Annotated in this window: 24 protein-coding genes; 11 read left to right on the top strand and 13 right to left on the bottom strand. The window is 56.0% G+C overall.

Annotated features, from left to right (window positions below; translation table 11 throughout):
* Positions 1-80 precede the first annotated feature (80 nt).
* The gene (locus ABDW13_RS14310; RefSeq protein WP_007888732.1) at positions 81-428 is read right to left on the bottom strand and encodes a YacC family pilotin-like protein; all 348 of its coding nucleotides are present in this window, start codon (positions 426-428) and stop codon (positions 81-83) included.
* A 177-nt stretch (positions 429-605) separates the two neighbouring features.
* Between ABDW13_RS14310 and cueO the strand changes: the two genes are divergently transcribed.
* Positions 606-2,195 (top strand): multicopper oxidase CueO, encoded by a 1,590-nt coding sequence (gene cueO, locus ABDW13_RS14315; RefSeq protein ID WP_343553232.1) that lies wholly within the window; start codon positions 606-608, stop codon positions 2,193-2,195.
* On the opposite strand, the gene ABDW13_RS14320 is transcribed toward cueO, so the two are convergent.
* Positions 2,188-3,477, bottom strand: coding sequence for a cystathionine gamma-synthase family protein (locus ABDW13_RS14320; RefSeq protein WP_343553233.1), 1,290 nt, complete (start codon positions 3,475-3,477; stop codon positions 2,188-2,190). The two genes, cueO and ABDW13_RS14320, sit on opposite strands and share 8 nt — an antisense overlap.
* A 165-nt stretch (positions 3,478-3,642) precedes the next feature.
* Here ABDW13_RS14320 and hpt point away from each other — a divergent pair, with 165 nt between their 5' ends.
* The 3 genes from hpt (at position 3,643) to ABDW13_RS14335 (ending at position 6,065) form a co-directional block, all read left to right on the top strand.
* Positions 3,643-4,179 (top strand): hypoxanthine phosphoribosyltransferase, encoded by a 537-nt coding sequence (hpt, locus tag ABDW13_RS14325; protein WP_343553234.1) that lies wholly within the window; start codon positions 3,643-3,645, stop codon positions 4,177-4,179.
* 192 nt (positions 4,180-4,371) lie between these two features.
* Complete coding sequence (locus ABDW13_RS14330; RefSeq protein WP_343553235.1) at positions 4,372-5,298, top strand: ABC transporter ATP-binding protein; 927 nt, start codon at positions 4,372-4,374, stop codon at positions 5,296-5,298.
* Entirely contained in the window at positions 5,295-6,065 is a 771-nt protein-coding gene (locus tag ABDW13_RS14335) for an ABC transporter permease (protein ID WP_343553236.1), read from the top strand. Before ABDW13_RS14330 ends, ABDW13_RS14335 begins: the two co-directional genes overlap by 4 nt.
* 172 nt (positions 6,066-6,237) lie before the next feature.
* Here the strand turns inward: ABDW13_RS14335 and panD are convergent, their stop codons facing one another.
* The 9 genes from panD to thpR all read right to left on the bottom strand — a co-directional run bounded on the left by panD (position 6,238) and on the right by thpR (position 13,246).
* Positions 6,238-6,618 carry an aspartate 1-decarboxylase gene (gene panD, locus ABDW13_RS14340; RefSeq protein WP_007888760.1) on the bottom strand — a complete coding sequence of 127 codons (381 nt, stop codon included), beginning with the start codon at positions 6,616-6,618 and terminating at the stop codon, positions 6,238-6,240.
* Between the two features lie 3 nt (positions 6,619-6,621).
* Positions 6,622-7,476 (bottom strand): pantoate--beta-alanine ligase, encoded by an 855-nt coding sequence (gene panC / locus ABDW13_RS14345; RefSeq protein WP_343553237.1) that lies wholly within the window; start codon positions 7,474-7,476, stop codon positions 6,622-6,624.
* 15 nt (positions 7,477-7,491) lie between these two features.
* Entirely contained in the window at positions 7,492-8,286 is a 795-nt protein-coding gene (gene panB / locus ABDW13_RS14350) for a 3-methyl-2-oxobutanoate hydroxymethyltransferase (RefSeq protein WP_343553238.1), read from the bottom strand.
* A gap of 82 nt (positions 8,287-8,368) precedes the next feature.
* On the bottom strand, positions 8,369-8,854 hold the full coding sequence (gene folK / locus ABDW13_RS14355) for a 2-amino-4-hydroxy-6-hydroxymethyldihydropteridine diphosphokinase (RefSeq protein ID WP_343553239.1): 486 nt from the start codon (positions 8,852-8,854) through the stop codon (positions 8,369-8,371).
* The gene (pcnB, locus tag ABDW13_RS14360; RefSeq protein WP_343553262.1) at positions 8,851-10,257 is read right to left on the bottom strand and encodes a polynucleotide adenylyltransferase PcnB; all 1,407 of its coding nucleotides are present in this window, start codon (positions 10,255-10,257) and stop codon (positions 8,851-8,853) included. Before pcnB ends, folK begins: the two co-directional genes overlap by 4 nt.
* A 38-nt stretch (positions 10,258-10,295) precedes the next feature.
* A complete protein-coding gene (gene gluQRS / locus ABDW13_RS14365; protein WP_343553240.1) occupies positions 10,296-11,228 on the bottom strand; it encodes a tRNA glutamyl-Q(34) synthetase GluQRS in 933 nt (310 codons plus the stop codon).
* 70 nt (positions 11,229-11,298) lie between these two features.
* The gene (gene dksA, locus ABDW13_RS14370; protein ID WP_007888770.1) at positions 11,299-11,754 is read right to left on the bottom strand and encodes an RNA polymerase-binding protein DksA; all 456 of its coding nucleotides are present in this window, start codon (positions 11,752-11,754) and stop codon (positions 11,299-11,301) included.
* 247 nt (positions 11,755-12,001) lie between these two features.
* A complete protein-coding gene (gene sfsA / locus ABDW13_RS14375; protein ID WP_343553241.1) occupies positions 12,002-12,706 on the bottom strand; it encodes a DNA/RNA nuclease SfsA in 705 nt (234 codons plus the stop codon).
* Positions 12,707-13,246, bottom strand: coding sequence for an RNA 2',3'-cyclic phosphodiesterase (gene thpR / locus ABDW13_RS14380; protein WP_343553242.1), 540 nt, complete (start codon positions 13,244-13,246; stop codon positions 12,707-12,709).
* A gap of 76 nt (positions 13,247-13,322) precedes the next feature.
* On the opposite strand from thpR, the gene hrpB reads away from it, so the two are divergent.
* The 6 genes from hrpB (at position 13,323) to fhuB (ending at position 24,517) form a co-directional block, all read left to right on the top strand.
* A complete protein-coding gene (gene hrpB / locus ABDW13_RS14385) occupies positions 13,323-15,758 on the top strand; it encodes an ATP-dependent helicase HrpB (protein WP_343553243.1) in 2,436 nt (811 codons plus the stop codon).
* A gap of 95 nt (positions 15,759-15,853) precedes the next feature.
* Complete coding sequence (gene mrcB, locus ABDW13_RS14390) at positions 15,854-18,391, top strand: bifunctional glycosyl transferase/transpeptidase (protein ID WP_343553244.1); 2,538 nt, start codon at positions 15,854-15,856, stop codon at positions 18,389-18,391.
* A 217-nt stretch (positions 18,392-18,608) separates the two neighbouring features.
* Entirely contained in the window at positions 18,609-20,816 is a 2,208-nt protein-coding gene (gene fhuA, locus ABDW13_RS14395; RefSeq protein ID WP_343553245.1) for a ferrichrome porin FhuA, read from the top strand.
* Positions 20,817-20,861: 45 nt separating this feature from the next.
* Positions 20,862-21,656: a Fe3+-hydroxamate ABC transporter ATP-binding protein FhuC gene (fhuC, locus tag ABDW13_RS14400; protein ID WP_343553246.1), complete on the top strand. Its 795-nt coding sequence runs from the start codon at positions 20,862-20,864 to the stop codon at positions 21,654-21,656.
* A gap of 6 nt (positions 21,657-21,662) precedes the next feature.
* Positions 21,663-22,541, top strand: a complete 879-nt coding sequence (gene fhuD / locus ABDW13_RS14405; protein ID WP_343553247.1) for a Fe(3+)-hydroxamate ABC transporter substrate-binding protein FhuD — start codon at positions 21,663-21,665, stop codon at positions 22,539-22,541.
* Positions 22,541-24,517 (top strand): Fe(3+)-hydroxamate ABC transporter permease FhuB, encoded by a 1,977-nt coding sequence (gene fhuB, locus ABDW13_RS14410; protein WP_343553248.1) that lies wholly within the window; start codon positions 22,541-22,543, stop codon positions 24,515-24,517. The genes fhuD and fhuB overlap by 1 nt, the downstream gene beginning before the upstream one ends.
* Before the next feature lie 31 nt (positions 24,518-24,548).
* On the opposite strand, the gene hemL is transcribed toward fhuB, so the two are convergent.
* Positions 24,549-25,829 carry a glutamate-1-semialdehyde 2,1-aminomutase gene (gene hemL / locus ABDW13_RS14415; RefSeq protein ID WP_343553249.1) on the bottom strand — a complete coding sequence of 427 codons (1,281 nt, stop codon included), beginning with the start codon at positions 25,827-25,829 and terminating at the stop codon, positions 24,549-24,551.
* Between the two features lie 220 nt (positions 25,830-26,049).
* Here hemL and erpA point away from each other — a divergent pair, with 220 nt between their 5' ends.
* On the top strand, positions 26,050-26,397 hold the full coding sequence (erpA, locus tag ABDW13_RS14420; protein ID WP_343553250.1) for an iron-sulfur cluster insertion protein ErpA: 348 nt from the start codon (positions 26,050-26,052) through the stop codon (positions 26,395-26,397).
* 35 nt (positions 26,398-26,432) lie between these two features.
* Here erpA and ABDW13_RS14425 read toward each other — a convergent pair whose 3' ends face one another.
* A complete protein-coding gene (locus tag ABDW13_RS14425; RefSeq protein ID WP_343553251.1) occupies positions 26,433-26,684 on the bottom strand; it encodes a hypothetical protein in 252 nt (83 codons plus the stop codon).
* Between the last annotated feature and the right edge of the window lie 47 nt (positions 26,685-26,731).

The following is a 26,731-nucleotide window of genomic DNA, read 5'->3' on the forward strand; positions in this document are numbered from 1 at the left end:
GATAAGAAAAGGGGAAAAAAGGATAGCGAAAACTGACCGTGGTTGCACGGTCAAATCTTCAGCAGTAAAGCGAGGCGGGGCTATTTGACGTAAGCGAGCAGGCTGAGCGAATCACGCGCCAGCGACTTACACTTTTTATCGTTGGTGATGGCGATGCCGCTTAAATCTTTGTAGCTCTCTTCACCCAGCGACTTCATGTTGTAGTTGCTGTAATTGCTTAAATCCCAACGATTTTGTTGGGCGAAAAACACCAGTGCTTTACGAATCTGCGCATCCGGTAAATCCTGATAACCACAATCGTTTTTCAGATAAACGAACACGGCGGTCAAGTCAGCCAGATCTTCTGCTTCGGATTCGCTCAGGGCAAAACTGGTGGAAGAGAAGCCAAGGAGTCCCGCCAACAGCAGGATCTTGATGCTTTTCGTCATAATCATTCTCAACAAGGGACAATTTATTGACGTTAGCACAGATATTGCCGCTATTCCGCTAAATTTGCCCTTTTGGGCCTATCAGCCGGTTTTTATCGGCGCATTCTGTTTCAGGGCTTGACCCTCCCGCAGGGTAAAGGTTTACGCTGTGCCCCTATTCACGACAAGGATAAGAATATGCAACGTCGTCATTTTCTAAAGTTGACTGCCGCACTCAGCGCTGCAGGCGCATTGCCGCTGTGGAGCCGCTCATTAATGGCTGCCACACGTCCTTTATTGCCGATTCCCTCTATTTTAGAGCCCGATGCGCGTGGACAATACACGCTCACCGCCATGACCGGCAGCAGCCAATGGAATGGCAAAGCGGTGCCGACTTGGGGCTACAACGGCGGATTGCTTGGGCCGGCGCTGCGCTTGCAGCGTGAAAAAGCCGTTACTGTGAATATTCATAACCAACTGCCGGAAGCGACGACGCTGCATTGGCACGGCTTAGAAATCCCCGGCGATGTCGATGGCGGCCCGCAAGGTATTATTGCGCCGGGCGCATCACGTCAGGTGAGTTTCACCCCCGATCAACCGGCGGCGACCTGCTGGTTTCATCCGCATCAACATGGCAAAACCGGCTATCAAGTGGCGCAAGGCCTCGCCGGTTTAGTGTTGTTGGAAGATCAAGCTTCCGGCCAATTACGTCTGCCGATGCAGTGGGGCGAAGATGATGTGCCGCTAATTTTCCAGGATAAACAGTTAAATAAAGCCGGTACGCAAATCGATTATCAATTGGATGTGATGCGCGCCGCTGTCGGTTGGTTTGGCGACATGATGCTGACCAATGGCGTGCAATATCCGCAACATGCGGTGCCGCGTGGCTGGTTGCGTTTGCGTTTGCTGAATGGTTGTAATGCGCGCTCGCTGCACATCGCCACCAGCGATAAACGCCCGTTGTATGTGATTGCCAGCGATGGCGGTTTGCTGGGCGAGCCGGTAAAAGTCGATAGTTTGCCGCTGCTGCCGGGCGAGCGTTTTGAAGTGCTGGTCGATACATCGGACGGCAAAGCCTTCGATGTGATTACGTTGCCGGTGACGCAAATGGGCATGTCGTTAGCACCGTTCGATCAGCCGCTGCCGCTGGTCAATATTCTGCCGCTGCGCGTGATGGCCAGCGGTTCGCTGCCGGACAAGCTGGTGGATCTGCCGCCAATCCCGTCCACCGATGGCCTGCAAAGCCGTTGGCTGCAACTGATGATGGATCCACAACTCGATCAACAAGGCATGCAGGCATTGATGGATCGTTACGGCCATAAAGCCATGGGCGACATGAAAATGGATCATGGCAGCATGGACATGAGCAACAGCGACAAGCCGATGGATCATGGCAATATGGCGATGGATCACAGCAGTCACGGCAAAACCGCCGCCTACGATTTCCACAACGGCAACAAGATCAACGGCCAGGCTTTCGATATGACCAAGCCCGCGTTCAACGCCGAATTGGGCAAGCTCGAAAAGTGGACCATTTCAGGTGAAGGCGATGCGATGCTGCATCCGTTCCACATCCATGGCACACAATTCCGCATCCTGTCAGAAAATGGCAAGCCGCCCGCGCCACATCGCGCGGGTTGGAAAGACATGGTCAGCGTCAACGGTTGGCGCAGCGAAGTGCTGGTGCGTTTTAACTATGTCGCTAACGCGGACAACGCTTATATGGCGCATTGCCATCTGCTGGAGCATGAAGATACCGGCATGATGTTGGGCTTTACCGTTAGCTAAGCGCCGCTTCGAACGCCAGACGAATATCCTCAATCAAATCGTCTGGATGTTCGATACCAATCGACAAACGTACGGTGGCATCGCTGATACCAATCCGCTGGCGCACCTCTTGCGCCACGCCGGAATGGGTGGTGCTGGCAGGATGGCTGGCCAGCGATTCGGTGCCGCCGAGGCTGACCGCCAATTTGAACAGCGCCAATGTATTGAGGAAGCGAAACGCCGCAGGCTGCCCACCTTTGATATCAAATGAGAAGGTCGAACCCGCTCCAGTACACTGACGCTGATAGGTTTTTCCGGCGGGGCTTTTGGCATCCAGATACGGCAGCCAATGCAGCTTCTCCACTTGCGGATGATCGCGCAAAAACGTCGCGACGTGTTCCGCATTGCTGGCCGCCTTTTCCATGCGCAGCGACAGCGTTTCCAGCGAGCGACCAATCATCCAACTGGAGTGCGGATCAAGTTGCGTGCCGATGGCGCTGCGTAATGATCTCACTTTACCGACCATCGCTTTACTGCCCAGCACCGCACCCGCAATCAGATCAGAATGCCCGCCGACATACTTGGTCAGCGAATAGAGCGATAAATCGGCGCCGTGCTGCAATGGCTTTTGGAATAGCGGGCCGAGCAGAGTGTTATCACAGGCAAGAATCGGGCGCGAACCTTGCTGCTGCGCAATCACTTCAGCGACTTGCTGCATCAATTTGATGTCCACCAAACTGTTGGTGGGATTAGCCGGTGTCTCAATCAAAATAAGCGCCACGCGCCCGCGCTGCCATGCCAGTTTTGCTGCTTCGTACACCTTGTCTTCATCGGTGCCATCGCTGAATCCCACCGCTTTGATCTCTAAATCATGCAGCGTTTTGCTCAGCAGCGTTTCGGTACCGCCGTACAGCGGCTGGGAGTGCAGAATCACTTCGCCTGGACGTGCAAACGTCAGCAGCGTGGTGGCAATTGCCGACATGCCGGATGAGAACAGCGCGGCGCTTTCTGCACCCTCGTACACCGCCAGCCGATCCTCAACGATTTCGCTGTTCGGATGATTGAAACGCGAATACACCAGCCCGCCGCTTTTGCCTTCTGGCGGCTGCTTGCGTCCGGCGACAAAGTCGAAAAAGTCCTGTCCCTCTTCGGCGCTGTTAAACACAAAAGTGGAGGTGAGAAACACCGGCGGTTTTACCGCGCCTTCCGACAATTGCGGATCGTAACCGTAATTCAGCATCTGCGTTTCAGGATGCAAATCGCGTGTACCAATCTGGGTTTTTTTACTGGATGAAGCAGTCATGGCAACTCCCACTCTCAGCGGTGAACAGGCGGACTCGTCCATACAGTTAACGTCAGCGGCATAAATTTCGCCACGAAATCGTTTGCTTTGTGGGCGCGGCGTCAGACGCCGGTTCGACTATGATAGACTTCGTGGCTTTCCAAAAACCGTAATTGGACGCATGCAATGAAACACACTGTCGATGTGATGATCTCCGAGCAAGAGATCGCAACCCGTATTGCCGAGTTGGGCAAGCAGATTAGCGAGCACTACCGCGACAGCGGCAGCGAAATGGTGTTGGTGGGACTGCTGCGTGGCTCCTTTATGTTCATGGCCGATCTGTGCCGCGCCATCGATGTGCCGCATGAAGTCGATTTCATGACCGCTTCCAGCTACGGCAGCGGCATGTCGAGCACCCGCGATGTGAAAATCCTCAAAGACCTCGATGAAGATATTCGCGGCAAAGATGTGCTGATCGTTGAAGACATCATCGATTCCGGCAATACGCTGAGCAAAGTGCGCGAGATCCTGCGCTTGCGTGAGCCAAAATCCCTGGCGATTTGTACCTTGCTGGATAAGCCAGAGCGCCGCGAAGTGGATGTCACCGTGGAATACGTTGGCTTTACCATTCCAGATGAGTTCGTAGTCGGCTTCGGCATCGATTACGCACAGCGCTATCGCCATTTGCCGTATATCGGCAAAGTTATCCCAACCGGTGAGTAACCGCACAATCTTCCAAGGCTAATTTCCCCCGCCTACGATACACTGCGCAGCCCGTGAGCTAACGCTTATGGGCATGCTCAACTCTCTGCTAAACTCCATTGATTTCTTAATCTTAATGAACGCGACACGATTCGCGCGCACTATCATTTTTCATCTGGCTTTGATGTCACTACAACAAGGTATGGATTCGCAATGACATATGCACTGGAAATTTCCGGGCTGACCAAAACCTATCCCGGCGGCGTACAGGCGCTGAAAGGACTCGATCTCAATGTGGAAGCAGGGGATTTTTACGCCTTGCTCGGGCCTAATGGCGCAGGCAAATCCACCACCATCGGCATTATTAGCTCGCTGGTGAATAAATCGGGCGGCAGCGTGCGGGTATTTGGTTACGACCTGCAAAAAGACGTGGTGAACGCCAAACGTCAGCTGGGTCTGGTGCCGCAAGAGTTCAACTTCAACCCGTTTGAAACCGTGATGCAGATTGTGGTGAATCAGGCCGGTTATTACGGCGTGGAACGTGCGGAAGCCAATAAGCGCGCGGAAAAATACCTCAATCAGCTGGATTTGTGGGGCAAACGCAACGAACGCGCCCGCATGCTTTCTGGCGGCATGAAGCGCCGTTTGATGATCGCGCGTGCGCTGATGCACGAACCGAAATTGTTGATTCTCGACGAACCGACCGCTGGCGTGGATATCGAGTTACGTCGTTCGATGTGGACCTTCCTGAAAGATCTCAACATCAAAGGCACCACCATCATTCTGACCACGCACTATCTGGAAGAAGCAGAAATGCTGTGCCGCAATATCGGCATTATTCAGAGCGGCGAGCTGGTGGAAAACACCTCGATGAAAGGCTTGCTGTCTAAGCTGCAATCCGAAACCTTTATCCTCGATCTCGCGCCGCGCAGCCCGTTGCCGCAGCTGGAAGGCTTCCAGTATCGCCTTGTTGATACCTCGACGCTGGAAGTGGAAGTGATGCGTGAGCAAGGGCTGAACAGCGTGTTTAGCCAACTGAGTGCGCAGGGCGTGCAGGTGTTGAGCATGCGTAACAAAGCAAACCGCCTTGAAGAGCTGTTCGTCAGCCTGACACAGGGAAAAACAGGAGTGAAAGCATGACGCACTTGTATTGGGTGGCGCTCAAGAGCATCTGGAGCAAAGAGATCAACCGTTTTGCCCGCATCTGGATTCAGACGCTGGTGCCGCCGGTGATCACCATGACGCTCTATTTCATCATCTTCGGTAATTTGATTGGTTCGCGCATCGGCGATATGCACGGTTTCAGCTACATGCAGTTTATCGTGCCGGGTTTGATCATGATGGCAGTGATCACCAATGCTTATGCCAACGTGGCATCGTCGTTCTTCAGCGCCAAATTCCAGCGCAACATTGAAGAACTGCTGGTGGCGCCGGTGCCAACGCACATCATCATTGCCGGTTACGTCGGCGGCGGCGTGGCGCGCGGCGTGTGCGTCGGGATTTTGGTGACGGCGATTTCACTGTTCTTTGTGCCGTTCCACGTGCATTCGTGGTCGATGGTGGCGCTGACGCTGCTGCTGACGGCGATTCTGTTCTCGCTGGCTGGCTTGCTGAATGCGGTGTTTGCACGCACCTTTGACGATATCAGCCTGATTCCCACCTTCGTGCTGACGCCATTAACCTATCTCGGCGGGGTGTTTTATTCGCTGACGCTGCTGCCGCCGTTCTGGCAAGCGGTGTCGAAGCTGAATCCGGTGGTGTATATGATCAGCGGCTTCCGTTACGGTTTTCTCGGCATTAGCGATGTGCCGTTGGTGTTCACCATGTCGGTGCTGATCGCGTTTATCGTGGTGTTTTATGTGCTGGTGTATTCGCTGATTCAGCGTGGACGTGGGTTGCGTACGTAGGCCGCATAGCCCATCCAGGCATTGCGCAATAAATTGCGCCGCTACGGTATGTGCGGATTTTTGCTATCGAGGCATATCAAGCGCAGAGAATTGTAGCGGCGCGATTTATCGCGCTGTTTTGCAGTTAAGTCATAACAAAAGGGCGCGGTGTCAAAACCGCGCCCTTTTTGTATTAAGCCACCTGCACCGGTAACGCTTTGGCGAGGCGCTTCATTTCGTTATCGCCTTCGAAATAGGCGACTTTCGGCTGCCAGCTGCGGGCCACTTCATCTTCCACCTGCACGTAAGAGCAGATGATCATGATATCGCCAGCGCAGGCGCAGCGTGCCGCAGCACCGTTAACGGAAATGATCTTCGAGCCACGTTCGGCGGCAATCGCGTAGGTCGAAAAACGCTGGCCGTTGGTGACGTTGTAAATATCGATGGCTTCATATTGCAGAATGCCGGATGCATCAAGGAAATCCTGGTCAATGGCGCAGGAACCTTCGTAGTGCAAATCTGCCTGAGTGACTTTCACGCGGTGCAGTTTGCCCTGTAACACGGTACGAATCATCTTTTACTCCGTAAGATCCACTTGCTGATTATCGATCAGGCGCGCATTACCCAACCATGCGGCCATCAAAATCACTGCGCGCTGGCTATCGACGGTGAGCGATTGCAGGGTTTCGGCATCGCAAATCGCCAGTCCATCCGGACGAAAACCCTTGTCACGCAGCGCCGCTTCCGCCTGCTCAATAATCTCTTCTACATGACGCTCGCCGTTGCTTAAACGTTCAGCCATGCTGTTCATCACCTGGCTTAAACCGGCAGCAATATTACGTTCGTCGGCGGTGAGATAGCCGTTGCGGGAACTCAACGCCAGGCCATCTTTGGCGCGCACCGTCGGTACGCCAACAATTTCAATGTCAAAGCCCATATCCGCCACCATCTTGCGGATGATCGCCAACTGCTGGAAATCTTTCTCGCCGAAGCAGGCGATGTCCGGCTGCACCAGATTAAACAGCTTGCTGACGATGGTGGAGACGCCACGGAAATGGCCCGGACGGCTGGCACCTTCCAGCAATGATGATAAACCCGGCACTTCGACGAAGGTTTGGCTGTCGAGGCCTTTTGGATAAACATCGGCGGGCGCGGGCGCGAACACCAAATCAACACTGTGGCGATTCAGTTTTTCGCAGTCGTCCTGCAAAGTGCGTGGATAGCGCGCCAGATCGTCGGGACGATCAAACTGCATCGGGTTAACGAAAATCGAGACCACTACAATATCAGCACGTTCACGCGCTTCATCGACCAAGGTGAGATGGCCGTCATGCAGGTTGCCCATGGTGGGCACCAGCGCGATACGTTTACCTGCCTGACGCCAGCGACGGATTTCACGACGCAGCATCGGCAATGTTTCAATGATCAGCACTGCAAATCTCCTGATTTACTGGAAACTGTGTTCAGCGGCTGGATAGGTGCCCGCTTCAACGTCGGCGATATATTGGCGAATCGCCGCGCGAATGTCGCCGGTTTCCGCGAGGAAATTTTTGGCGAATTTGGGGATGTGGCCGCCGGTAATCCCGAAGGCGTCGTGCATCACCAGAATCTGGCCGTCGGTGACATTACCGGCACCAATGCCGATCACCGGTACGCTCAGCGCTTTGGTGACGCGTTCGGCCAGCGCCACTGGTACGCACTCCAGCACCAGCAACTGCATGCCCGCCGCTTCCAGCGCCAGCGCATCAGCCAGTAGACGTTCTGCGGCGGCTTCATCGCGGCCCTGCACTTTGTAGCCGCCAAACACGTTGACCGATTGCGGCGTCAAACCTAAGTGTCCGCACACCGGCACCGCGCGTTCGGCGAGCATACGCACGCTATCCGCCAGCCACGCACCGCCTTCCAGCTTCACCAGGTTGGCACCGGCGCGCATCAGCTCAGCGGCGTTGGTAAAGGTCTGTTCTGGCGTGGCGTAGCTCATGAACGGCAAGTCTGACATCAGCAAAGCATTGGGCGCGCCACGACGTACTGCGGCGGTGTGATAAGCGATATCCGCTACCGTGACCGGCAAGGTGGAATCGTGGCCCTGAACGGTCATACCAAGCGAGTCGCCAATCAGCATCACCTGAATACCTTCGTTGGCAAACAGGCGGGCAAAACTGAAATCGTAAGCCGTTAAGGTCGCGAATTTGCGGCCGCTGGCTTTCAGTTGGCGTAAATGGGTGAGGGTAGTTGGTTTCATCACGCACTCCAGAGTTTTCTGATGCGCGCAGTGTACTGGATTGATTGGAAAGTCGATACGACCGACGTGCGATTATAACGGCTTACTCAGACCACAAACGGATTGCGCTGCGATCAAGCTGGGCGAGGATCACCGACAATTCTTGTCTGTTCGGCAGCGTTATTTGCGGTGCGATTTCCAGCAACGGCACCAGCATAAAGGCGCGATTGTGCATGTCGTAATGCGGCACGGTAAGGCGTGGTGTGTTAATCGTTTGGTTGCCAAACAGCATGATGTCGAGGTCCAGCGTGCGCGGTCCCCAACGTTCGGCTTTTCGTACGCGACCATGCTCAAGTTCGATGCGTTGGGTGTGATCGAGCAGCGCTTCCGCTTCCAGAGCAGTTTCCAGTTCCACTACCACATTGAGATAATCGGGCTGATCCGGCGGGCCGTACGGCGGTGTGCGGTAAAACGACGAGGTGTTAATGCGCGAGGTGTGCGGAATGGCATCGAGCGCGGCCAACGCTGCATCAACCTGATGCAGCGGATCGGCCAAATTACTGCCTAAAGCGAGATAAACGCGGGTCATTGCGGCGGGTTAGTGCGTGGCCCGGTTGGACGGCGACGTGGACGGCGCGGTTTGCGGCGTGGTGCCGGATCGTCGCCCAACGTGGTCATCATGGTTTTCTGCTGCACCGGCGCGGCGGCCTGGAATTCGCCCCACCAATGCGTCAGTTTTTGCAGCTCTGGATTCTTCTCGACATCAGCACGCAACGCCATTAAATCGTAGGCGGCGCGGAACTTAGGATGCTCCATCAGTTTCCAGGCGCGTTTGCCGTGACGACGTGACATGCGCAACTGCAACTGCCAGATATCGCGCACCAGCGTGGTAATACGCTTTGGAATTGCCAGCGCGCGGCAGGCTTCATCCAGCGTTTCGTTCATCGAAAGCGCGAAAGCATCGTAATAGGTCAGCCCGCTTTCTTGCGCAATACGTTCGGCGGATTCCAGCTGTGGATACCAAAACATCGCGGCAAACAGGAAGGCTGGATTGACGCGCATATCGTTTTGAATGCGGCTGTCGGTGTTTTTCAGCACTTGCGCCAGCATACGTTCCATCAGGCTATCGCTTTCGGCGGTGAAGCCGCGCGTCAGTGTGGGGAACAGCGGCTGGAACAACTGATATTCGCGCATCATCTGGTAGGTGCGATAACCGTAACCGGCTTGCAGCAGCTTGAGCGATTCTTCGAACAGGCGCGCAGGCGGAATGTCGTTCAGCAGCGTGGCGAGGCGCGGAATCGGCTCAGCGGTTTCGGCGGCGATACGCATCTCCAGCTTGGCGGCAAAACGCACCACACGCAGCATACGCACCGGATCTTCGCGATAACGCGTTTCTGGATCGCCAATCAGGCGAATGATGCCTTCCTGCAAATCATGCAGACCACCAACGTAATCGCGCACGGTGAAATCCGCCACGCTGTAATACAGGCTGTTGATGGTGAGATCGCGGCGCTGCGCATCGTCTTCAATGCTGCCGAAAATGTTGTCGCGCAGCAGCATGCCGTTTTGGCCGCGCTGCGAACTGTTGCGATCTTCTTCGCTCTCTTCCTGATGATGGCCGCGGAAAGTGGCGACTTCGATCACTTCCGGTCCGAACATCACGTGTGCTAGACGGAAACGACGACCCACCAAACGGCAATTGCGGAACAGTTTACGCATCTGTTCTGGCGTGGCGTTGGTGGTGATATCAAAGTCTTTCGGCTTGCTGCCAAGCAGCAAATCGCGCACGCCGCCGCCAACCAGGTAGGCTTCGTATCCGGCTTTGTTCAGGCGATAGAGCACTTTGAGGGCGTTTTCGCTGATATCTTTGCGTGAGATGTTGTGGCTTTCTCGTGGAATGACGGTCATCTGACTCTCGGTTTCCACCTCTTCAGGCGCCTCCTCATCACGCTTGAGGACTCTCCGGCAAAAATTAGCGACTCGGGTAAAAATGGGACACCTCGACAGTGAGAAAATGGGTGTTAATAAAATCAGCGGCTAATCATAGCCTGTTGAGAACCATTTAGGAATGCCGATGTCGTTTCATCGGGCTTCAGGGCGTTCTGCAACGGAATCAGACGGATATTCCACTGTGCGACCGCCTGTTTCAGCAGGCTTTCCAGCGATTCGTCCTGCCAACCTGGCGAAACCGGTTGGCCAAGGAAGCGCAGCGCTTCCACTATTATCGGCCGCGCATCGCCTTGCGGTAGCGCGGGCGCATGATTTTGCTTCGAAAGTTTGTTGCCGTCGGCATTCACCGCCAGCGGCAGATGCAGATATTCCGGCACCGGCCAATCAAGCTGCTGATACAGCGCGATTTGGCGCACCGTCGGCTCGATTAAATCCGCGCCGCGCACGATTTCCGTCACGCCTTGCAAATGGTCATCGACCACCACCGCCAGGTTATAGGCGAACAGCCCATCGCGGCGATGGATAATAAAGTCTTCCTGTGCCAGTTGCACATCCGCCTGCAAATAGCCGCGCAGCACATCGTCGAAGCCGTTGACCGGCACGTGTTGGCGCAGGCGCAAGGCGGCATTCTCGGCTGGCAGATGCAAATCGCGGCAATGGCCGTCGTAAAAACCGCCGAGCTGCTGAATGCGGCTGCGCGTGCAGCGGCAAAAGTAGCTTTGGCGATGGCTTTGCAACCAGCTAAGAGCTTCGCGATACGCGTCATGCCGCTGAGATTGCCACAACACGTCGCCATCCCAATGCAATCCGTAATGCTCCAGCTGCTGCAAAATTCGCGTGGCGGCACCCGCCACTTCACGCGGCGGATCGATATCTTCAATGCGCACTAACCAGCGTCCCTGTTGCGCACGCGCACTCAGGTAACTGCCTAACGCAGCGATAAGCGAGCCAAAATGGAGATCACCGGAAGGAGAGGGAGCGAAACGCCCAATACAGGAAGATGAAGTACTCATAGGAAGGTGTACCGCACGTCGGGAAAACAGGGATTTTCCCGGCTGTGCGGTGACAGTCTGCTCACGGCCATTAGCCAGCCATCTGCTTCTCGCGGATTTCTGCCAGCGTTTTGCAGTCAATGCAGAGATCGGCAGTCGGACGCGCTTCAAGGCGGCGAATACCAATTTCTACACCGCAGGAATCGCAGTAGCCAAAATCGTCGTCATCCACTTTCTTAAGCGTTTTCTCAATCTTTTTAATGAGTTTGCGCTCACGATCGCGGTTACGCAATTCCAGGCTGAACTCTTCTTCCTGTGCGGCACGGTCGACCGGATCCGGGAAGTTAGCAGCTTCGTCCTGCATGTGCGATACAGTGCGATCTACTTCATCCCGAAGTTGGTTGCGCCAGGCTTCCAGAATCTTACGGAAATGGCCTAGCTGGGCGTCGTTCATATACTCTTCGCCCGGTTTCACCTGATAAGGTTCCACTCCAGCAATGGCGAGGATACTCAGGGACGATGTTTTACGGTTTTGCCCTTCTTGCATGTTGTTTCTCCTGGATAACACGCACTTCCCCTCAGACTTCAGGTTGCAGGTGCGTTGGCTGCGTTCCTGCAACTCGAAACGTTTAGGGTTTATCGATTCCCATAAAGGGAAAAAAACAGGCCGCTATAAATAGCAGAAGCAATCAAGGTTGGCAATTAATCCTGACCACAGCTTGACAAGCCTCTTAACATTCGCGTATTCAGCGCACCGCCCAGAACATTCCTATCACACCAAATTGCTATAAATATTACAACGCTACGTTAATCGGATGCGTCAGTAATATCTTTAGCGGTGAAATCTCAGCCTGGTACGCTAACACCTCTACGCCACAGCGTTGCGCCTGCTCCAGTAATTCTGCGTATTGCACGTCGATATGGCGTGCCGGGGAGACGTCCTCAATCCCCGAATGCAGAACTGCAAACAACAAAATGGCCCGATGACCTTCTGCCACGATCGTGCTGAGTTCGCGCAGATGTTTCTGGCCCCGAGTCGTCACGGCATCCGGAAAATAACCTTTCCCTTGATGTAAAAGGGTGACGGACTTGACTTCAATATAGCAGTTCGATCTGCCATCTGCTTGTAACAGGAAATCAATTCGGCTTTTTTCCGTGCCATATTTTACTTCAGGCTGGCAGCGGCTGTAACCGGACAATTCCGGAATCGCATCAAGGGTTAACGCCTCGCGCACCAGTTGATTGGCGCGCAAGGTATTCACACAGATCCAATGGCCTTGTTGAGTTTCGGTCAATTCCCAACTGTGCGGATATTTGCGCGTGGCGCTGTCGCTGGTGGAATACCACACCGTATCGCCAGGCGTGGCGCAGCCGGTCATCGCGCCGGTGTTGGCGCAATGGATGGTCAGCGTTTCACCTTCTGGTGTCACCACATCGGCTAAAAAGCGTTTGTAACGGGCGATCAAGCGGGCGGGTTTAAGTGGCGGATCGAACTGCATTTACTCTCCTGAGGATGATAACAGCGGCCAGCGGGCCAGCGCCTGATAGCGGGTGCGGCCACGCGTTACGTTCGAGGCGAACAGCGCAAAGTGTTGGACGTCAGCGCGCCAGTGGAAACCGCGCGGTGGCAGCGCAACCTGTGGTGCGGCGTGACGTAACAGCGTGACATGCGGGTGAAAGGGTTGCGCGCTCTGTGCACATCCGTGCCTTGCTGCTTGCGCACGCAACAAACTCGCCAGTTGCAGCAAACCGCGCGGCGCACGCTGGCAACCGAGCCACACCACGCCGGGACGCGGCCAATGTCCGGCATCGTCCAAATCCAGCGCAAAACCCGGCTGGACGATGCGTGACGCAAGCAGTTGCAGCTTACGCGAGGTTTCATCGCTGACGTCGCCGAGAAACGCCAACGTCAGATGCAAATTGGCTGCCGCCACCGGTTTACCGGCTTCGGCGGCAAAGTTATCGGCGCGCCACTGTACCAACTGTTGCTGGAGAGGATCGGGCAGTTCAAGAGCAAAAAACAGACGTTGCGTTGCCAAATTGTCCTCCAGTAAATCGGTTGGGAAGTAGTGGTACAATGCGCGCCATCTTAGCACAGGGCGATGGGAGTTGAGTTTGAGTGAATTACCGGTAAGCGAGGTGCTGCCTGAATTGCTGACCGCGCTGGCGCAGTCGCCGCAGGTGTTGCTGGCGGCGCCAACCGGCGCAGGTAAATCCACCTGGCTGCCATTGCAACTGCTGCAACACGCTCAATTGTCTGGCCGCATTATCATGCTGGAGCCGCGCCGTTTAGCGGCACGCAATGTGGCGCAGCGACTGGCGGAACAGCTTGGCGAGCAGCCGGGCGACACCGTCGGATATCGCATGCGCGGTGAAAACTGTTGCGGCGCCAACACGCGGCTGGAAGTGGTGACCGAAGGCATTCTGACGCGCATGTTGCAGCGCGATCCGATGCTGGAAGGCGTATCGTTGGTGATCCTTGATGAATTCCACGAACGCAGCTTGCAGGCCGATCTGGCGCTGGCGCTGCTGCTGGATGTACAGCAAGGGCTGCGCGACGACCTGAAAATCCTGCTGATGTCGGCCACGCTGGATAACCAGCGCTTGCAGCAATTATTGCCGCATGCGCCGCTGATCGTTTCTGAAGGCCGCAGCTTCCCGGTGATGCGCCGTTATGCCTCGCTCAACAGCCAGCAACGCTTCGAGGAAGCGGTGGCGCGCGAAGTGGCGCAGTTGCTGCGCGATGAGTCAGGTTCGCTGTTGCTGTTCTTGCCTGGCGTTGCCGAGATCGAACGGGTGAAACGCGAGTTGGAAGCACGCGTCAGTGAAGACGTTGATCTCTCTCCTTTATATGGCGCGTTATCGTTGGATGCGCAGCGACGTGCGATTTTGCCGTCGCCCGCGGGTCGCCGCAAAGTGGTGCTGGCAACCAATATCGCGGAAACCAGTTTGACCATCGAAGGCATTCGTTTGGTGGTGGATAGCGCATTGGAACGCGCGGCGCAGTTTGACCTGCGCAGCGGCGTGACGCGCTTGCAAACCCAGCGCATCAGCCAGGCGTCGATGACGCAGCGCGCCGGGCGTGCCGGTCGTTTAGAAGCCGGCATTTGCCTGCATTTTCTGCCGCAGGAGCAAGCGCTGCGTGCAGCCGCGCAGAGCGAACCGGAAATTCTCAACAGCGATTTAACCTCGCTCCAGATCGATTTGCTGCAATGGGGCTGCCAGGATGCGGCGCAGCTGACGTGGCTTGATGCACCGCCGCAGCGCAATCTGCGCGCGGCTTGTCAGCAACTCACTCAGCTCGGTGCGCTGGACAATCACACCCTTAATGCGCGTGGCCGCAAAATGGCGGCGCTGGGCAGCGATCCGCGTTTGAGCGCCATTCTGGTGGCGGCTGGACAGGATAACGACGCCATCGTTAGTGCGGCATTATTGGTGGCGATTCTCGAAGATCCGCCGCGCAGCGGCAGCGTCGATCTGCGTGATGCGCTCAATTATCCGCAGGCGCATTGGCAGCGCCGCGCGCGTCAGTGGCAAACGCGTCTGAATGCCAGCGGCGGCAAGGTGAATGCCGATCTGTTCCCGCAACTGCTGGTTGCCGGTTTTGCCGATCGTCTGGCGCAGCGTCGCGGTGACAGTGCGCGTTATCAGCTGGCGAACGGCATTGGCGCGATGCTCAATGAACAGGACGGTTTAAGCCGCTATGAATGGCTGATTGCGCCAACCTTGCTGCAAGGTGCCAGCGCCGCCGATGCACGCATGCTGTTGGCGCTGCCAGTGGATATCGACGTGCTGCGTCAGCAGTGTCCGAATTTGGTCGAGCAGCGCACCGATGTCGAGTGGGACGAAGAAAAGGGCACGTTGCGTGCCTGGAAGCGTGAACTCATTGGTGCGCTGGTCCTAAAAGCACAGCCGCAGGCGCGTCCGGAAGCGGAAATCTTGCATCCGGCGATGTTGCGTTGGATCCGTGAAAAAGGCTTGTCGGTGTTGGGCTGGAAAGAGGATGCGCAACAGTTGCGCCTGCGTTTGCACTGTGCCGCCCAATGGCTGCCGGAAGAGGCGTGGCCGCAGCTCGACGATGATAGCCTGCTGGATGCGCTGGAAAGCTGGCTGCTGCCGGAGATGGGCACGGTGCGCGATCTCAAGGGATTACAGAACATCAATCTGGTCAGCGCATTATTACATTTGCTGACATGGTCACAACGTCAGCGGCTGGATAGTGTGCTGCCAACTCATTACACTGTGCCGACCGGAAGTCGCCTGCCCATTCGCTATGATGCTGAAAAGCCACCCGCGCTGGCAGTGCGTATTCAGGAGATGTTTGGCGAAGCGCAGAATCCGGCGGTGGCAGAAGGCCGCGTGCCGCTGGTGTTGGAACTGCTTTCTCCCGCGCATCGCCCGTTGCAGATCACCCGCGATCTCGCGGCGTTCTGGCGCGGTGCTTATCCGGACGTGCAGAAAGAGATGAAAGGACGTTATCCCAAACATCCGTGGCCGGACGATCCGGCAAACGCCTTACCCACAAGGCGGACCAAGAAATTTTCATCGTGACCGCTGGATCGAATTCAGAGGGTTCTGCCATGCGCAGCACGAGAAAGCAGTTAGAGTAACGGCCGCCGCCGTAGCAATGCCTGGAGAATAAAAGCATGTCTGGGAACGATCGCGAACCTATTGGGCGCAAAGGAAAAGCGCCAAAGCCGCCGCGCAGCACTGCGCGTAGGGGTCGCCGCAGGGAACTTGATGATGATATCGATCAGGACGATTTTGACGAAGATGAGGAGAGTGGACCGGTGCCACCAAAAGGTAAAGGTAAAGGTAAAGGAAAGCGTTCGCCACGCGGCAAACGTCGCTGGTTAGGCTGGTTGATCAAACTCTTCCTGATTTTTGTGGTTGTGATGGCCGCCTGGGGCGTTTATCTCGACTCGGAAATCCGCAGCCGTATCGACGGAAAAGTGTGGCAATTGCCTGCTGCCGTGTATGGCCGCATGGTAAGCCTCGAACCGGGCATGTCGTACGACAAGAAAGAGATGATTGCGCTGCTGGAAGGCACGCAGTATCGCGAAGTGTCGCGCATCACCCGCCCGGGCGAGTTCAGCGTGAAAGGCAACACCATTGATCTGCTGCGCCGTCCGTTTGATTTCCCGGACAGCAAAGAAGGACAGATCAACGCGCGCCTGACGTTTAGCAACAACGAGTTGAGCGAGATTAAAAACCTCGATACCGGCCGTGATTTTGGCTTCTTCCGCCTCGATCCGCGTCTGATCACCATGTTGCAGTCGCCGAACGGTGAACAGCGCCTGTTCGTGCCACGCGCCGGTTTCCCGGATCTGCTGGTCAGCACCTTGATCGCTACCGAAGATCGCCACTTCTACGAGCACGACGGCATTAGCCCGTACTCGATTGGTCGTGCGTTCCTCGCCAACATCACCGCCGGTAAAGCGGTGCAGGGCGGCAGTACCTTGACGCAGCAGCTGGTGAAAAACCTGTTCCTCACCAACGAGCGTTCGCTGTGGCGTAAAGCGCGTGAAGCCTACATGGCGGTGATCATGGATGCGCGTTACAGCAAAGATCGCATCCTGGAGCTGTATCTCAACGAAGTGTATCTCGGCCAAACCGGCAACGATCAGATCCGCGGCTTCCCGCTGGCGAGTCTGTATTACTTCGGTCGTCCGGTGGATGAGCTGAGCCTCGATCAGCAAGCGATGCTGGTCGGCATGGTGAAAGGCGCGTCGCTGTACAACCCGTGGCGTAACCCGAAACTGGCGCTGGAGCGTCGTAATCTGGTGCTGCGTCTGTTGCAGCAGCAGAACGTCATCGACCAGGAACTGTATGACATGCTGTCGGCGCGTCCGCTCGGCGTGCAGCCGAAAGGGGGCGTGATCACGCCGCAGCCGGCGTTTATGCAGATGGTGCGTAACGAGCTGCAAGCCAAACTTGGCGACAAAATGAAAGATCTCTCTGGCGTGAAAATCTTCACCACGCTGGATGCGATCTCACAGGATGCCGCCGAGAAAGCGGTGGTGGAAGGCATTCCAACCCTGAAGAAACAGCGTGGCCTGAAAGATCTGGAAACCGCGATGGTGGTGGTCGATCGCTTCAGCGGCGAAGTACGCGCTATGGTCGGCGGTGCCGATCCGCAGTTCGCCGGTTACAACCGTGCGTTGCAGGCGCGTCGTTCGATTGGCTCGCTAGCGAAACCGGCGACCTATCTGACCGCGTTGAGCCAGCCGAACAGCTATCGTCTCAACAGTTGGATTGCCGATGAACCGATCGCGCTGAAACAGCCGAACGGCACCGTCTGGAAGCCAATGAATGACGATCGTCGTTTCAGCGGCAAAGTGATGCTGGTCGACGCGTTGACCAACTCAATGAACGTGCCAACGGTTAACCTCGGTATGACATTGGGATTGGATTCGGTGGTCGATACGTGGACCAAACTGGGCGTGCCGAAAGATCAGCTGCATCCTGTGCCAGCGATGTTGCTGGGTGCGTTGAACCTGACGCCAATCGAAGTGGCGCAGGCGTTCCAGTCGATTGCCAGCGGCGGTAACCGCGCTGAGTTGTCGGCGGTGCGTTCGGTGATCGCCGAAGATGGCACGGTGCTGTATCAGAGCTATCCGCAGGCGCAACGTGTTGAACCGGCACAGGCTGCATATCTGACGCTCTACACCATGCAGCAAGTGGCCGATCACGGCACCGCGCGAGCTTTGGGTGCGCGTTATCCCAATGCGCATTTGGCGGGTAAAACCGGTACCACCAACGACCTGATCGATAGCTGGTTTGCTGGCGTGGATGGCAAAGAAGTGGCGATTACCTGGGTTGGCCGCGACAACAACCAGACCTCGAAACTGTACGGTGCTAGCGGTGCGATGCAGCTGTATCGTCGCTACCTCGACAACCAGGCACCGATGCCGCTGGTGCTGACGCCGCCGGAAGATATCACGCAGATGAACGTCGATTCTGCCGGTAACTTCATTTGCGGTAGCGGCAGCAGCACGTGGCGTTCGCTGCCAGTGTGGTCGCTGGATCCCAATGCGCTGTGCCAACAGCAGCAACAGCAGGTTCAGCAACAACAGCAGCAGTTGCAGCAGCAACAAGAACAGCAACAGCAGCAACCGCAGAATGAGCAGAAAGACTCAGACGGCGTAGCGGGCTGGATTAAGGATATGTTCGGCAGCAAGTAATAAGTTGTTGAACCTCATAAGGGCGCTGCGGCGCCCTTTTTTACGCCTGAAACTTTATTAATCGCGATCATAGATTTGCACGATCTGGCGGCAAACGCCGCGCTCGCGGGCATTACAAGTTGCGATTGTGGCGTGCTTTCGCCTAAAATCCGTGCGTCATAATAATCATTCTCGTTTGTATTCACCTGCATCGACATTTTTCGAGAGATCCCACTTTATGAATACACGAAACAATCCTTGTTCTTTGCGCGCGATTTCCACCCGACGCCCGTTAGCTTTATTGATTGCCCTGAGCATGGGCACCCTCAGCGCACAAGCGCTGGCCGAAGAGACTGTTGTGGTGAGCGCGGATGCCAATAGCACCGCGCCACAAGAAAGCGCGTGGGGCCCGTCGCCGACTATCGCCGCGAAGCACAGCGCCACCGGCACCAAAACCGACACGCCGATCGAAAAGAATCCGCAGTCGGTTTCTGTGGTGACGCGTCAGGAGATGGACATTCGTCAGCCTAATTCAGTGAAAGAAGCGTTGGGATACACGCCTGGCGTCATGAGCGGCACGCGCGGCTCATCCAATACTTACGATCAAGTGATCATCCGTGGTTTCTCTTCAAGCGGCCAAAACCAGAACAACTATCTCGACGGCTTGAAGATGCAGGGCAACTTCTACAATGATGCCGTGATCGATCCTTACATGCTGGAGCGCGTCGAAGTGTTGCGCGGCCCAACGTCGGTGTTGTACGGGAAAAGCAATCCCGGCGGCATCGTTACCATGGTCAGCAAACGCCCAACCACGGAAACCTTGCGCGAAGTGCAGTTCAAAATGGGCACTGACAATCTGATGCAAACCGGCTTCGATTTCAGTGATGCGCTGGACGATGACGGTGAGTTTTCGTATCGCTTAACCGGCATGGCGCGTTCCAATAACGATCAGCAGGACAATGCCAAGCAGAAGCGTTACGCCATCGCGCCATCCTTTACCTGGCGTCCAAACGATCGCACCAGCTTTACCTTCCTTTCTTATCTGCAAAATGAGCCGGAAACCGGTTATTACGGTTGGTTGCCGATGGAAGGCACGGTAAAACCGCTGCCAAACGGCAGTCGTTTACCAAATAACTTCAACGAAGGGGCTAACAACAACAGCTATTCGCGCTATGAGCGTATGGTCGGTTACGCCTTTGAACACAGCTTTGATGACACTTTCACCGTGCGTCAGAACCTGCGCTTCACCGAAATGAAAACCGCGCAGAAAACGGTTTATGGTCAGGGGATTTGTACCGCAGCCAGTTGCCCAACGGTTCCAGTAGGCGAACTCGGCCATACCTTGCAACGCAATACCGTGGTGGATAATGAGCGTCTGCAAAACTTCACCGTCGATACGCAATTAGAAAGCAAATTTGCGACCAGCGATGTTCAACATACTTTGCTGACTGGCGTGGATTTCCAGCGTATGCGTAATGACATCAATGCTGCGTTTGGTTCGGCCACGCCGATGGATCTTTATAATCCACAGCATGATGACTTTGATTTCGGTTCAGCAACGCCTTATCAGCTCAATGAAATGAAGCAAACCGGCCTTTACGTTCAAGATCAGGCCGAGTGGAACAAATGGTTGCTGACTATCGGCGGACGTTACGACTGGCTGCAACAAAACAGCGTCGTGCGCAGCGACAACGGTAGCGTTTCACGTAATGACAGCCAATTTACCTGGCGCGGCGGCATCAATTATCTGTTTGATAACGGTATTACGCCGTATTTCAGCTACAGCCAATCATTTGAGCCAAATGACTTCGATCTGTTCGGCACGCCGCGTCAAAGCTTTGCACCGTCGAAAGGTGAGCAGTACGAAGTTGGTGTCAAATACGTTCCAAAAGATCGCCCAATCGTCTTGACGGCTGCGCTGTATAACCTGACCAAAACCAACAATCTGACCTCCGATCCTAACAATGGTTTGAAACAGGTTCCGTCAGGTGAAATTCGTGCGCGCGGTGCGGAATTGGAAGCCAAAGCGGCGCTTAATGCCAACATCAACATGACCGCTTCGTACACTTACACCGACGCGGAATACACCAAAGATTTCACCCTGAAAGGCAACACGCCGGTTCAGGTGCCAAAGCAGATGGCATCTTTGTGGGGCGATTACACCTTCAACGAAGGGGCATTGAGTGGCTTTAGCGCCGGTGTCGGTGGCCGTTACATTGGTTCAAGCTATGGCGATCCTGCCAACACCTTTAAAGTCGGCAGTGCTGCGGTAATGGATGCGATGGTGAAATACGATCTGGGCCGCGTCGGTCTGTACGGTTCGAGCATCGCGCTGAATGTGAATAACCTGCTTGATCGTGAATACGTTGCCAGCTGCTTCCAGACTTACGGTTGCTTCTGGGGCGCGGGTCGCCAGGTTGTTGCTACCGCAACGTTCCGCTTCTGATACTGATAAAAAGGGCGCTCCGGCGCCTATTAACCAGGGATTATCATGCAGCATCCGCACCACGCAGAAACCACCTTCAGGCTGGATAACGTCAGTTTTCGTGTGCCAGGCCGCACGTTGCTGCATCCGCTGTCGCTCACCTTCGCGCCGGGAAAAGTCACGGCGCTGATCGGTCACAACGGTTCCGGCAAATCCACACTGCTGAAAATGCTTGGCCGTCATCACGTGGCGAGTGAAGGTCGAGTGCTGCTGAATGACGATGCGCTGGAGAGTTGGGGCAGCAAAGATTTTGCTCGTCAGGTGGCGTATCTGCCGCAGCAATTACCGGCGGCGGAAGGCATGACGGTGCGCGAGTTGGTGGCGATTGGTCGTTATCCGTGGCATGGCGCGTTGGGACGTTACGGTCAGGAAGATCGCGACCGCGTTGATGAGGCGATTACGTTGGTGGGATTGAAACCCTTTGCTAATCGTCTGGTTGATAGCTTGTCCGGCGGTGAACGTCAGCGCGCGTGGTTAGCGATGCTGGTGGCGCAAAATAGCCGTTGCTTGCTGTTGGATGAACCGACTTCGGCGCTGGATATCGCGCATCAGGTAGATGTACTGGCGCTGATTCAACGTTTGAGCCGTGAGCGCGGGTTAACGGTGATTGCGGTGCTGCACGATCTCAACATGGCGGCGCGTTATTGTGATCAACTGGTGGCGTTGCGCGGCGGTGAAGTGATTGCCGAAGGCGGCCCAGACGAGATCATGCAGGCCGAGGTGCTGGGCAATATTTACGGTATTCCAATGGGGATATTGCCGCATCCGCAGGGCGGCGCGCCCGTCAGTTTTGTCTATTGAGGCCGCATGCTTAACCTCTCTCGTCGCCGATTAATTACGGCGCTGGCGCTGTCGCCATTGATGAGCGCTTTTCCATTGCGCGCCGGCTTGCCTGATACCCAGCGTATTCTGGCGTTGGAATGGTTGCCGGTTGAGTTGCTGATGGCGCTGGGCGTCACGCCGCTTGGCGTCGCCGATATGCACAACTACAACGTGTGGGTCGGCGAACCCAAACTGCCTGCCAACATTATCGATCTGGGCTTGCGTACTGAACCCAATCTGGAACTGATGGCGCAGCTCGAACCTTCATTGATTCTGCACTCCAACGGTTACGGACCGTCGCTGGAAAAACTGCACCGTATCGCGCCAACCATGGGATTTGATCTCAACAGCGGCGACGGGAAACCACTCAGCACCGCGCGTAAATCATTGCGAGCGTTAGGTGCACGCATTGGACGCGAAGCGCAGGCTGAGCAGCATTTACAGTTCGTTGATCAGCAGTTGGCGGCGGCGCGTGAACGCCTGCAATCGTGGGCCGATCGTCCGATATTGCTGATGTCGCTGATGGATAGTCGCCATGCGATTACCTTCGGTAAAAACAGTTTGTTCCTTGAAGTGATGGAGATCCTTGGGCTGAGTAATGCCTGGCAGGGCGAAACCAACTTCTGGGGCAGCGCGGTGGTGGGATTGGAGCGTTTGGCAAACGTTGGTGATGTGCAGGTGATCTGCTTCGATCACGATAATGATCGCGATATGCAACGTGTGATGAAAAGCGCGCTGTGGCAGGCGCTGCCTTTTGTGCGCGCGCAACGTTTTCAACGTGTGCCGGCGGTGTGGTATTACGGCGCCACTTATTCGGCACTGAAATTTGTCCGCGTGCTGGAACACGCGCTGGAGTCGCACTGATGCGTCAACGTATTTTCCCCGTCGCGCTGCTCACTGCGATCTGCCTGTTGGCGTTGACGCTGACGTTCATCAACTTGCGCCAGGCGTTGCCGGTTGAACAGTGGTCGCAGGCGTTCTTTGCGCCCGATATCAACAATATTCAGCAAGTGGTGTTTCACCACAGCTTACTGTCGCGCTTAGCGCTGTCATTGCTGGTCGGTGCTGGGCTGGGTCTGGCCGGATTGCTGTTCCAGCAAGTGCTGCGCAATCCGCTGGCGGAACCGACTACGCTCGGCGTGTCGTCGGGCGCGCAGCTAGGTATCACCGTGGCGACGCTGTGGCATTTACCTGGCGGCGAGTTCACGCAGCAATTTGCCGCAATGGGCGGCGCGGTGATCGTCGGCGCGCTGGTGTTTGGCGTGGCTTGGGGCAAACGTCTTTCGCCAGTAACGCTGATCCTTGCTGGCCTGGTGTTAAGCCTGTATGCCGGTTCGGTGAATCAAATCTTCGCGATCTTTAACCACGATCAGTTGCAGAACATGTTCTTGTGGAGCACTGGCGCACTCAACCAGCTTGATGGGCATAATGTGGCGCAACTGTGGCCGCGTCTATTGCTGGCGTTGGTGTTGACCCTAGCGTTACTGCGCCCGCTCACGCTAATGGGATTGGACGATGGCGTGGCGAAAAATCTTGGTCTGGCGCTGTCGGTTGCGCGCATCGCCACGTTAGCGCTGGCGATTTTGCTCAGTGCGCAGTTGGTGAATGTGGCGGGCATCATTGGTTTTATCGGCCTGTTTGCACCGCTGCTGGCGAAGCTGCTGGGCGGACGTCGTCTGATCAGCCGCATGCTGTTAGCGCCGTTGATTGGTGCGCTGCTGCTGTGGCTGGCCGATCAATGCGTGTTGTGGCTCACCAGCCACTGGCGCGAAGTCTCAACCGGCACCGCGACGGCGTTGATTGGCGTGCCAATTCTGCTGTGGCTGCTACCGCGTCTGCGTACCGGATCGGTGCCGCCAGTGCTCAATCAAGGCGATAAGGTGCCTGCCGAACGGCAGAAGGTGCTGCGCTGGTGTTTGATTGGATTGCTGCTGCTGGCGCTGTTGAGTTGGGTCGGGATTACCTTTGGCCGCGATGCCACCGGTTTTAGCTGGGTGAGCGGCGAGATGCTGCATCAACTGTTGCCGTGGCGTGCGCCGCGCGTGCTGGCGGCGTTGATCGTCGGCATGATGCTGGGCGTGGCGGGCGCGCTGATTCAGCGTCTGACCGGCAATCCGATGGCCAGCCCAGAAGTGTTGGGCATCAGTTCCGGTGCGGCGTGCGGCGTGGTGGTGATGATGTTCTTCGTACCCGGCAACGCAGTGGCGTGGTTGCTACCAGCCGGTGCATTGGGCGCGGCGTTAACGCTGTTGATCATTATGCTGGTCGCCAGTCGTGGCGGCTTTTCGCCAGAGCGTATGCTGCTGGCGGGGATGGCGCTCAACAGCGCCTTTGTAACCTTGTTGATGGTGCTGCTGGCCAGCGGCGATCCGCGTATGGGCGGCTTGCTGAGCTGGATTTCTGGTTCCACCTACAACATCAATATGCAGCAAGCGGTGCAGAGCGCGCTGGTTGGCGTGGTGCTGATTGCCTTAGCGCCGCTGGCGAGCCGTTGGTTGACGTTGTTGCCGCTTGGCAGCGCCACCGCGCGTTCGGCGGGGATGTCGTTGACGGCTTCACGGTTAAGTTTGTTGCTGCTGGCGGCGGCATTGACCGCGACGGCAACCTTGACCATCGGACCATTGAGTTTTGTCGGTTTGATGGCGCCACATATCGTGCGCATGCTGGGCTTCCGTCGCGCGTTGCCGCAACTGCTGATGTCAGGATTGTTAGGCGGCGGCTTGATGATTTTCGCCGATTGGTGCGGCAGGATGCTGGCGTTCCCGGATCAGATTCCGGCAGGTTTAATGGCAACCTTCTTCGGTGCGCCGTACTTTATCTGGTTATTGCGTCGCGCATAACAGAAGGGCGCCAATCGGCGCCCTTATTACTTTATAGCTTCGCGAAGCTGCGGCGTGCCGCATCAATGGTGCGTTGGATATCTTCTTTGCTGTGCGCCAGCGACATGAAGCCCGCTTCGAACGCGGATGGCGCCAGATACACGCCTTCTTCCAGCATCAAATGGAAGAAACGCTTAAAGCGTTCAACATCGCACTGAGTCACATCCGCGTAGCAAGTCACGCTTTCCGCATCCGTGAAGAAAATACCAAACATGCCGCCAACGTGGTTGATCACCAACGGGATGTTTTCCGCTTTGGCCGCAGCCAGTAAACCTTCTGACAGTTGCGTGGTCAGATCGGTCAGCGTGCTGTGGGTGCCCGGCTGCGCAATCTGCGACAGACAAGCAAAGCCCGCCGCCATCGCAATCGGGTTGCCAGACAGCGTGCCCGCCTGGTAAACCGGGCCGGTAGGTGCCAGCGCATCCATCACATCGCGACGACCACCAAATGCGCCCACTGGCATGCCGCCGCCGATGATTTTGCCGAGGCAGGTCAGATCTGGCGTCACATCGTAATAAGCCTGAGCGCCGCCCAGTGCCACACGGAAACCGGTCATCACTTCGTCGATGATCAGCAATGCGCCAAACTCGTCGCACAATGCGCGCAGGCCCGGCAGGAAATCAGGCTGCGGTGGAATGCAGTTCATGTTACCGGCGACCGGCTCAACGATGATGCAGGCGATATCGGCGGGATATTGCTCGAACGCCTCGCGTACGCTGGCTAAATCGTTGTAGGTGCAGGTCAGCGTATGTTTGGCGAAATCCGCTGGTACGCCCGGTGAATTGGGCTGGCCGAGCGTCAACGCACCAGAACCGGCTTTCACCAACAGGCAATCGGCGTGGCCGTGATAGCAGCCTTCGAATTTGATGATTTTGTCGCGATGGGTGAAGCCGCGCGCCAGACGAATGGCGCTCATGGTGGCTTCGGTGCCGGAGTTAACCATGCGCACCATATCCATGCTTGGCACCAGTTCGCACACCAACTCGGCCATTTTCACTTCCATCTCGGTCGGCGCACCAAAGCTCAAGCCACGTGAGGCCGCTTCAATCACCGCATTACGGATGTTGGCGTTGTTGTGACCCAAAACCATCGGGCCCCACGAACCGACATAATCGATGTAACCTTTGCCATCGGCATCATACAAATAGGCGCCGTCAGCGCGTTCGATGAACAGCGGCACGCCGCCCACACCGGTAAAAGCACGTACCGGAGAGTTCACACCGCCGGGGATCAGGCGTTGCGCTGCGGCATACAGGCTTTCTGACTTACTCATTATTCTGCTCCTGCTGTTCGGAAAAAATTGGCGCCATTCTACGGGAAGAACGGCCTGCGGTGAAAGGCGCGTAGGCACGAAAGCCTCAAGCATGGCTATACTTTAGCGCAAGGCAGGCGGCACACAGTGTCAAGCACGGCACTTGATTGCACTGGACGGCTGGCAGATAATAGCGAAATTAAGGTCGTTTTCTGACCTCGACGTTTACCCGGAGTAAAAGATGAGTGACGACTTAGCAGCGCTGCCTTTGCAATTCACTGATGCAGCAGCTAAAAAAGTGAAAAACCTGATTGCTGATGAAGAAAATCCAGAACTGAAATTGCGCGTCTATATCACTGGCGGCGGTTGCAGCGGTTTCCAATATGGCTTCACGTTTGACGATCAAATGAATGACGGCGACATGACCATCGAGAAACAAGGCGTGGCGCTGGTGGTCGATCCTATGAGCTTGCAATATCTGGTTGGCGGTTCGGTGGATTACACCGAAGGTCTGGAAGGTTCACGTTTTATCGTGACTAACCCGAACGCCAAAACCACCTGCGGTTGCGGCTCTTCCTTCAGCATCTAATGCTGCTTCTGGCTGCCGTTCTGGTAGCCAGATTCTTACCATTCAACAGTGACTAAGCGCGCGGATTCGCGGCGTTGAGCATCGCGTTCTAATACGCGTTCGGTGATGCGTGGCTGTGCGCTAAAGTGGCGGCCACAATCCACGGTTGGCAGCGTTTTTTCACTTTGGCGTGAAATATCGCAACGTGAAAAGATCGTCAGCGTGACGGCGATAGAACCGGTTGAGGTCGCCGCACTCAGTGGTGCAGCGATTACGAGTCCTATGGCCAGCAGCAGAGCTCTGGTCATGAATAGTTCCTGGTGAAGACAAAATTGCGCTAGGCGCTAAAAAGGGC

Origin of the sequence: Pantoea sp. (assembly GCF_039594315.1) — a bacterium.
Taxonomy (GTDB): Bacteria; Pseudomonadota; Gammaproteobacteria; order Enterobacterales; family Enterobacteriaceae; genus Pantoea.

Coding starts and splice junctions, on each gene's coding strand:
- ABDW13_RS14310 (WP_007888732.1), bottom strand. CDS start 428: ATGACGAAAAGCATCAAGATCCTGCTGTTGGCGGGACTCCTTGGCTTC.
- cueO (WP_343553232.1), top strand. CDS start 606: ATGCAACGTCGTCATTTTCTAAAGTTGACTGCCGCACTCAGCGCTGCA.
- ABDW13_RS14320 (WP_343553233.1), bottom strand. CDS start 3,477: ATGACTGCTTCATCCAGTAAAAAAACCCAGATTGGTACACGCGATTTG.
- hpt (WP_343553234.1), top strand. CDS start 3,643: ATGAAACACACTGTCGATGTGATGATCTCCGAGCAAGAGATCGCAACC.
- ABDW13_RS14330 (WP_343553235.1), top strand. CDS start 4,372: ATGACATATGCACTGGAAATTTCCGGGCTGACCAAAACCTATCCCGGC.
- ABDW13_RS14335 (WP_343553236.1), top strand. CDS start 5,295: ATGACGCACTTGTATTGGGTGGCGCTCAAGAGCATCTGGAGCAAAGAG.
- panD (WP_007888760.1), bottom strand. CDS start 6,618: ATGATTCGTACCGTGTTACAGGGCAAACTGCACCGCGTGAAAGTCACT.
- panB (WP_343553238.1), bottom strand. CDS start 8,286: ATGAAACCAACTACCCTCACCCATTTACGCCAACTGAAAGCCAGCGGC.
- folK (WP_343553239.1), bottom strand. CDS start 8,854: ATGACCCGCGTTTATCTCGCTTTAGGCAGTAATTTGGCCGATCCGCTG.
- gluQRS (WP_343553240.1), bottom strand. CDS start 11,228: ATGAGTACTTCATCTTCCTGTATTGGGCGTTTCGCTCCCTCTCCTTCC.
- dksA (WP_007888770.1), bottom strand. CDS start 11,754: ATGCAAGAAGGGCAAAACCGTAAAACATCGTCCCTGAGTATCCTCGCC.
- sfsA (WP_343553241.1), bottom strand. CDS start 12,706: ATGCAGTTCGATCCGCCACTTAAACCCGCCCGCTTGATCGCCCGTTAC.
- mrcB (WP_343553244.1), top strand. CDS start 15,854: ATGTCTGGGAACGATCGCGAACCTATTGGGCGCAAAGGAAAAGCGCCA.
- fhuA (WP_343553245.1), top strand. CDS start 18,609: ATGAATACACGAAACAATCCTTGTTCTTTGCGCGCGATTTCCACCCGA.
- fhuC (WP_343553246.1), top strand. CDS start 20,862: ATGCAGCATCCGCACCACGCAGAAACCACCTTCAGGCTGGATAACGTC.
- fhuD (WP_343553247.1), top strand. CDS start 21,663: ATGCTTAACCTCTCTCGTCGCCGATTAATTACGGCGCTGGCGCTGTCG.
- fhuB (WP_343553248.1), top strand. CDS start 22,541: ATGCGTCAACGTATTTTCCCCGTCGCGCTGCTCACTGCGATCTGCCTG.
- hemL (WP_343553249.1), bottom strand. CDS start 25,829: ATGAGTAAGTCAGAAAGCCTGTATGCCGCAGCGCAACGCCTGATCCCC.
- erpA (WP_343553250.1), top strand. CDS start 26,050: ATGAGTGACGACTTAGCAGCGCTGCCTTTGCAATTCACTGATGCAGCA.
- ABDW13_RS14425 (WP_343553251.1), bottom strand. CDS start 26,684: ATGACCAGAGCTCTGCTGCTGGCCATAGGACTCGTAATCGCTGCACCA.